Source organism: Enterococcus durans NBRC 100479 = LMG 10746 (assembly GCF_001544215.1).
Lineage (GTDB): Bacteria > Bacillota > Bacilli > Lactobacillales > Enterococcaceae > Enterococcus_B > Enterococcus_B durans.
Window position 1 is genome coordinate 1 of sequence record NZ_BCQB01000080.1, and the last position, 7,983, is coordinate 7,983.

The 7,983-nt window shown below is 37.9% G+C and carries 9 protein-coding genes; all 9 read left to right on the forward strand.

Annotated features, from left to right (window positions below; all coding sequences use genetic code 11):
- The first annotated feature begins 223 nt into the window (after positions 1-223).
- Positions 224-1,783, forward strand: a complete 1,560-nt coding sequence (liaX, locus tag ED2_RS13730) for a daptomycin-sensing surface protein LiaX (protein WP_016177418.1) — start codon at positions 224-226, stop codon at positions 1,781-1,783.
- A gap of 128 nt (positions 1,784-1,911) precedes the next feature.
- A complete protein-coding gene (locus ED2_RS13735; RefSeq protein WP_016177419.1) occupies positions 1,912-2,217 on the forward strand; it encodes a PspC domain-containing protein in 306 nt (101 codons plus the stop codon).
- Positions 2,217-2,567, forward strand: a complete 351-nt coding sequence (locus ED2_RS13740; RefSeq protein ID WP_005880401.1) for a phage holin family protein — start codon at positions 2,217-2,219, stop codon at positions 2,565-2,567. The genes ED2_RS13735 and ED2_RS13740 overlap by 1 nt, the downstream gene beginning before the upstream one ends.
- A 192-nt stretch (positions 2,568-2,759) precedes the next feature.
- On the forward strand, positions 2,760-3,698 hold the full coding sequence (gene hprK / locus ED2_RS13745; RefSeq protein WP_016177420.1) for an HPr(Ser) kinase/phosphatase: 939 nt from the start codon (positions 2,760-2,762) through the stop codon (positions 3,696-3,698).
- Positions 3,699-3,712: 14 nt separating this feature from the next.
- Positions 3,713-4,543: a prolipoprotein diacylglyceryl transferase gene (lgt, locus tag ED2_RS13750; protein ID WP_016177421.1), complete on the forward strand. Its 831-nt coding sequence runs from the start codon at positions 3,713-3,715 to the stop codon at positions 4,541-4,543.
- A gap of 42 nt (positions 4,544-4,585) precedes the next feature.
- Positions 4,586-5,611, forward strand: coding sequence for an NAD(P)H-dependent glycerol-3-phosphate dehydrogenase (locus ED2_RS13755; protein ID WP_016177422.1), 1,026 nt, complete (start codon positions 4,586-4,588; stop codon positions 5,609-5,611).
- Positions 5,612-5,625: 14 nt separating this feature from the next.
- On the forward strand, positions 5,626-6,564 hold the full coding sequence (gene galU / locus ED2_RS13760; protein ID WP_060789898.1) for a UTP--glucose-1-phosphate uridylyltransferase GalU: 939 nt from the start codon (positions 5,626-5,628) through the stop codon (positions 6,562-6,564).
- Positions 6,565-6,947: 383 nt separating this feature from the next.
- Positions 6,948-7,388, forward strand: coding sequence for a DUF948 domain-containing protein (locus tag ED2_RS13765; protein ID WP_005880392.1), 441 nt, complete (start codon positions 6,948-6,950; stop codon positions 7,386-7,388).
- Between the two features lie 2 nt (positions 7,389-7,390).
- The coding region (locus ED2_RS13770) for a YtxH domain-containing protein (RefSeq protein WP_016177425.1) at positions 7,391-7,983 on the forward strand (593 nt) is incomplete at its 3' end.

The window sequence follows — 7,983 nt, forward strand, 5'->3', positions numbered from 1 at the left end:
GGTCTTTCATCTTTTTTTAGATAATTAGTATACAGAATAAGAGAGACGATGGGATTGAATCATATCAAGTGGAAATGCCCCATAAATTCTTCATAAAACCAATAGCAACTAGAGATGGAGAAAAAGTTACAACTTAAGTCCTATGACTTTTTAACGCATTCGGTGCATAATATGTATGTAAGGAAAAGCTTGCAAACCATTTTTGCTTAAGGAGGCAATTTCCATGAAAGAAAGAGAACGTATTTTAGATCTAGTTAAAAAAGGAGTCCTTTCAACTGAAGAAGGACTGGACCTATTAGAAAGTATGGCAACAGAAAAAGATGAAAAACAAATTGCAAAAGAAGCGGATAGAGTAACTGCCAGTCATAAAGAAAAAAATCAAGTGATCGATGAATTAGAAAATGGTGTAACAGAAGAACAGCCAGAAATAGATCCAAAACAAAAAGAAAAAGAAGACCAAGAAAATCTAGAAAAAATCTTAGATGAACTAGCAACGGAAGCAAATAAGACTTCTGCTCATTTGGATGAAGTCAATGAGAAATTGGCTGAAAACAAAGCTGTACGTAATGAAAAACAGGAAACATTGATGCAGCTGAATACAAAAGAAGAATTAGATCAGCTTTCTGAGGAAGAATTAACACAACGAAAAACGTTAGAAGATGAAATCAAAGAATTAGAAGCTGCAGGAGATATTTTAACAGAAGAACGTATAAAATTAGAAGCAGAACTAAAAGATATCCGTAAAAACCAGTGGTCAGAAAAGAAAGAAACATTCTCAGAAAAATTTGAGATTCCTGATGATTGGAAAGAACAGGCCAATGATACATTGAACCAAGTAGGCGAAAAAATGTCTGAAGCAGGAACGCATCTAGGTAAATTCTTGCGTAAGACTTTCCAATCTGTTTCTGAAACTGTCATTGACAATATGGAATGGAAAGATGTCAATCTTCGTGTACCAGGCATTGCTACAACGAAATTTGAACATGAATTTTATTATGAAGCTCCAGAAGCAAGCATCATCGATATCAAAGCAGCCAATGGGAATGTGGTATTGAAGACATGGGATAGCGAAGATGTTAAAGTTGAAGCGAAAATCAAATTATATGGAAAAATGAATGCAGAACCATTTGAAGCATTTTTAGAACGTAGCCAGATCGAAGTGAATGATGACCATCTTTCATTCCAGATCCCAAATAAGCGTGTTCGTGCAGATCTAGTCTTTTACCTTCCGAAAAGAGTATATGACCATACAGCAATCAAATTGTTGAATGGAAATATCACGATTGATGAGTTAGAAGGCAAAGATATCTATACGAAATCAACAAATGGAAATATCACAGTCAACCATCTTACAGCTACCATGCTTGAAGTAGAAGGTGTAAATGGAAATATCGATATACGTGATGGTGCGATTTTAGATTCTATCATTGAAACAGTGAACGGCACTGTTACGGTTGGAGCTACACCTGAAAATCTATCTGTTTCTTTAGTCAATGGAGATGTGCGGTTAACGATCAAAGAGGATCGTTTGAAAAAAATCGAGGCAAGCTCTGTGAATGGAAATGTCAAAGTAGCATTACCAAGTACGATCGGATTAGAAGGAAATGCGAAAACTAGTTTAGGAAGTATCAATAGTCGGTTATCCGATTATGAAGTAGTCCGTGAGAAAAAAGAACGGACAAACCAAATGCTACAATTCCGCCGTTTATCAGAAGATGGTGTAGCTACAGTTCAATTAACAACAACAACAGGCAGCATCTATCTAAAAGACGCAGAGATGTAAGCCAGCTGTTCACAGCAGGATTTTTATAATTGTCATGCTGTGAACAGTAGTTTAAAAAATAGTGAAAAAGGTACTATTGTCACAACCTTTTTCTTCAATTACAATGATAGGACAGAGGTGAATCAAAAATGAAAAAAAAGTTGACAAAGTCAAATAATAATATCGTCTTAACAGGTACATTAGCTGGGATTGCAGAATATCTCGGAATCGACCCTACAGTTGTTCGAGTGATCTATGTGATCTTGAGTTTGGTTGCTTTTGGCAGTCCGATTATTTTATATATCCTATTGGCGCTGATCATTCCATCAGCACGAAAGAATCGTACAAGTTATGGACACGATAACCAATATTATGAAAACAACAACTATCGTGAACAAACAAAAAAACGTAAAGAGGCAGAAAAAGTCGATGACGATGAGTGGAGTGACTTTTAATGTCTTACCTTCAACGGATCATCGTCAATTCGCTGACTTTTATCTCATTAGCAGTTCTTTTTCCAAATGTAGTCTATGTAAATAGTATTTGGACTGCAGTTTTGGCAAGTTTTGTGTTATCACTATTGAACATGTTCGTTAAACCGATCTTAACGATATTATCATTGCCATTTACGCTGATAACTCTTGGCTTGTTTACATTCGTCATCAATGCAGCAATTTTGAAATTGACCTCTTTCTTTATAGGAGAGGGTAATTTCGGGTTTGCTTCATTCGGAGCGGCACTATTTGTCGCTATCTTGATGGCGCTCGTCAATGTGATCGTTAGTGAACATAATAGTAGAAAATAACGACAATATACGCCTTATGGCTAAAGAGTCGACATGAACTGATTCCCCCCGTTCATGTCGATTTTTTTTGCTTTTTTCATTCAAAAAGTACGAAACGATCGTAAAATAAAACGTTTTTTTTATTTGGTAGTACTTTTTGCTATACAATGATAAAATGAAGGGGAACACTCTAATAGAAATGAGGTAACACGAATGGCAGAAGTTGTAAAGGTAAGCCAATTGGTAGAAAAATTATCATTAGAAATCGTAACTGGTGACGAGAAGAGTTTGGAGCGTGTTATCGTAACTGGCGATATTTCAAGACCAGGCTTAGAATTAACCGGTTATTTTAATTATTATTCACATGATCGCCTACAGTTGTTCGGCAGTAAAGAAATCACGTTTGCTGAACGAATGATGCCTGAAGAAAGATTGATGATCATGAGACGGCTGTGCAGTGAGGATATGCCGGCATTTATTATTTCAAGAGGTTTACCAGCATCCGAAGAAATGATCCAAGCAGCGAATGAACATGGGATGGCAGTATTACGTTCACCAATCTCGACATCCCGTCTACTTGGAGAATTATCCAGCTACTTAGACGGAAGGTTAGCGCCTCGGACGAGTGTCCATGGTGTACTAGTCGATGTTTATGGTTTAGGCGTATTGATCCAAGGGGATAGCGGAATCGGTAAAAGTGAAACAGCGTTAGAATTGATCAAACGGGGACATCGTTTGATCGCAGACGATCGAGTGGATGTCTACCAGCAAGATGAATTGACTGTGATCGGAGAACCACCAAAAATTTTGGAACATCTGATTGAGATCCGAGGAATCGGGATCATCGATGTCATGAATCTATTTGGTGCCAGTGCTGTACGTGGATCGATGCAAGTCCAATTAGCGGTTTATTTAGAAGCATGGGCAAAAGATAAAAAATATGATCGTTTAGGATCAGAAGATACTTCAGTAGAAATCGCTGAAGTGGGGATTCCACAAATCAAGATTCCTGTGAAAACTGGGCGAAATGTAGCGATCATCATTGAAGTAGCTGCTATGAATTTCCGTGCAAAAACAATGGGATTTGACGCAACGAAGACGTTTGAAGAAAGATTGAGCCGTTTGATCGAAGAAAATTCTGGTGGACAGTAGCAAGGAGTGGAAACATGTTGGCACAAATAAACAGAGTGGCTTTTGATTTTCTAGGGATACCTATCTATTGGTATGCACTGATCATTATTTCAGGGATCATCATTGCCATGTGGCTTAGCAGCCGTGAAGCAGTTCGAGTAGGGCTGAAAGCTGATGATGTGACTGATTTTATGTTATGGGGCTTACCCTTATCGATTATTGGTGCACGTTTGTACTATATCTTATTTGATCTTCTTCAATACCTTGCTGATCCGATCCAAATATTCAATATCCGTTCAGGCGGATTAGCGATTTATGGTGGCTTGATTGCTGGGGCGATCACTTTATACTTTTTTACAAAATATCATTTTATATCTATGTGGACATTTTTAGATATTGCAGCACCAAGTGTTCTACTCGCTCAAGCAATTGGACGATGGGGAAACTTCATGAACCACGAGGCTTATGGACCGAACACAACAAGAGCTTTTTTAGAAAGCTTGCATATTCCACAATTTATTATTGATAATATGTATATTGAAGGAATTTACCGTCAGCCGACTTTTTTATATGAATCGATGTGGAGCTTGATCGGTTTTGTTTTGTTGTTGATTTTAAGAAACAAAAAACATCTTCTGAAAAAAGGGGAAGTGTTGCTCGTCTATTTGATGTGGTATAGCTTTGGTCGATTTTTTATCGAAGGATTACGAACAGATAGCTTGTACTTCCTTGGAGTGATCCGTATTTCTCAATTACTATCTGCCGTGTTATTCATCGGTACGATCATTCTATTTATTTGGCGAAGAAAGAAAGAAAATCTTCCTGATTATGATCGTTCATTAGGAAAAGACCAGTTTTTGATCTGATTTGTGAGCGAATAAAATGAAAAAATTAGCAGGAGTGGTAAAATGAAATATAGAGTGGCGTTCTTAGGTTCTGGTTCTTGGGGAACGGCCTTGGCACAAGTACTTGCAGAAAATGGACATGATGTTCGTCTTTGGGGACATCGTGAAGAACAGGCGAATGAAATCAACCAGCAACATACAAATCACCGTTATTTGCCAGACCTTAAAATGGCGGAGACGATCCATGCGTTCACAGACATGGAAAAAGCAGTTGCTGATGTTGATGCTGTCCTATTTGTTATTCCAACCAAAGCAATCCGCTCGGTAGCCCAAGAACTGGCAGATAAATTAACGACTAGACCGATAATCATTCACGCAAGTAAGGGACTAGAACAACACACCCATAAACGGATTTCTGAGATCCTTTTGGAAGAATTGCCAGTTGAAAAAAGACAGGCTGTGACGGTCTTATCTGGGCCAAGTCATGCAGAAGAAGTGGCAAACCATGATATCACAACGATCACCGCTGCTAGTACGGATCAAAAGGCGGCAAAATTCGTCCAAGAACTCTTTATGAATCATTATTTCCGAATCTATACAAACCCTGATGTCATCGGGGTCGAGATGGGTGCGGCATTGAAGAACATCATTGCGATCGGTGCTGGCGCGATCCATGGGTTAGGGTTTGGTGACGATGCTAAGGCTGCGATCATGACAAGAGGTTTGGCAGAAATCAGCCGACTGGGTGTAGCGATGGGAGCTAATCCACTGACTTTTATTGGTCTAAGTGGTGTAGGCGACTTGATTGTTACTTGCACTAGTGTTCATTCGAGAAATTGGCGTGCTGGGAATTTGTTAGGTCAAGGGAAAGACTTGCCATCGGTTCTTGAAGATATGGGCATGGTCGTTGAAGGAGTCAATACCACACAAGCCGCAAAAGAGCTTGCTCAAATCATGGGCGTAGAGATGCCCATCACTCAAACGATTTACGAAGTGCTTTATGAACATAAAGACGTAAAAACCGCAGCAAAAGAAATCATGTTGCGAGATGGAAAACAAGAAAACGAGTTTTCATTAAAAATATTTTAGAGGAGAGTTGACACATGAAAGTAAAAAAAGCAGTAATTCCAGCAGCAGGATTAGGGACTAGATTTTTACCTGCCACAAAAGCAATGGCTAAGGAGATGCTTCCGATTGTTGACAAACCAACGATTCAGTTTATTGTTGAAGAAGCATTGAAATCAGGAATCGAAGATATTTTGATCGTCACAGGAAAAGCTAAAAGACCGATTGAAGACCATTTTGATTCAAATATCGAACTAGAAACAAACCTTAGTGAAAAAGGAAAAACTGAATTATTGAAATTAGTGGAAGAAACGACTGATGTCAATCTTCATTTCATCCGTCAATCTCATCCAAAAGGGTTAGGTCATGCCGTTTTACAAGCTCGTGCATTTATCGGAAATGAACCTTTTGTCGTGATGTTAGGTGACGACATCATGGAAGATGAAGTGCCGTTGACACAACAGTTGATCGATGATTATGAACGTACACATGCTTCAACCATCGCGGTTATACAAGTACCACAAAAAGATACATCGAAATATGGGATCATCAATCCTGGAGAAGAGTTAGAAGACGGCTTATACAATGTTAAGAATTTCGTTGAAAAACCTGAACCAAGCAAAGCACCAAGTGATTTAGCAATTATTGGGCGTTACTTGTTGACGCCAGAGATTTTTGATGTATTAGCAGAACAAAAACCAGGTGCAGGTAACGAGATCCAATTAACTGATGCCATTGATACTTTAAACCGAACACAACGCGTTTTTGCTCGTAAATTTACAGGTAAACGTTATGATGTCGGAGATAAATTTGGTTTTATGAAAACGAGTATTGAATATGGTTTGACACATCCAGAGGTTGGTGAACCTTTGAGAGAATATATTAAAGCATTGGGGAAAGAATTAGAAGCGGAAGATCATTCCGTATCTACAAATATGAAAAAAACGATTGAATCAAAAAAAGAAGATAAAAAATAATCTTTATTAAAGAAAGAGGTCGAGACGAAGGTCGTTTAGGTTTGAGAAATTGGAGAAAAAAACGAACAATACGCTTTTTGTATTGCTCGTTTTTTTTTGAAATTTCCGAAGAACTTGATTTTTGGACGCCATTTATTTGAGAGAGGCTGGGACAGAAGTGTTTAACTCCTAGAAATAAGAAGAAATGAACGAAAATTGCTTTTCAAATTTTTGTGAATTTCGGCTTATTTAAGAAGGAGTTGCTTCTGCTCCCGCCGTTTATTCGAAAGTCTGTAGCAAAACTGATTTTTAGATTTGTCCCACACTCTTTCACTATTTTTTATTTGTTTAAAAAACGTGAAAATGCTATTCTAATAGAAAGAGTATCAGAAGGGAGTTTAATTATGACAGGCGGAGAAATTGCAGGATTGATTGCAGCGATTGCGTTTGCAGTGCTAGTTGTTTTCATCGTAAAAGTTTTACTACAATTATCAAAAACATTAGAAAAAGTTGATCAAACAGTCGCGGAAGCAAATACAACGATTGAAGTTGTAACGAAAGATGTCGATGTTTTATCAAGACAAGTGGAAGGTTTATTAGTGAAAAGCAATGAACTTCTTTTAGATATCAATGGTAAGGTAGCAACTATCGATCCATTGTTCACTGCAGTAGCTGATTTAAGTGAAAGCGTCTCAGAATTGAATGTATCAAGCAAAAATATTGTGACGAAAGTTGGTGGTATCGGCAAAACGACAGCCAAGGCAACGGTGGCTGGAAAAGTTGGCGGGACTGCTTTAAAATTTTTCAAAAATAAAAAACATACTGAAACGACAGGAGGAAAATAATCATGGCAAAAAAAGGTGGATTTTTATTAGGTGCAGTAATCGGTGGAACAGCCGCAGCGGTAGCAGCATTATTGTTAGCACCTAAATCAGGAAAAGAATTAAGAGATGAATTAGCAGCACAAGCAGATGATTTTCTAGACATGGCTTCAGATTACACAGATATGGCGAAAGAAAAAACAAGTACATTGACAGACATCGCAAAAGAAAAAGCACAAGATCTATCACAACAAGCAGGAGATCTTGCTGGAAATGTGAAAAATAAAGTCAATGATTCAGCTGACGTAGTTGAAGATGAATCAGAAGATATTTTGTTGAATCTAAAGGAACAATCGGCAGACCTATCTGATCGTTTCAAAAAATCAGCAGATGACTTGAAAAAACCAGTAAACAAAATGGGTGACGTTGCAAAAGATACAACAGAAGATATCCTGATCGAAGCAAAAGATACTGCATCTGCTGCTGGAGAAACAATCCAAGAGGGTATTGAAGAAGCAAAACCTGTGGCAGAAGATGCGAAAACGATGAAAGATATGGCAAAAGAAGATGTTCATTCAGCAAAAGAAGATTTAAAAGATACATTTAAAGAACAAAAATA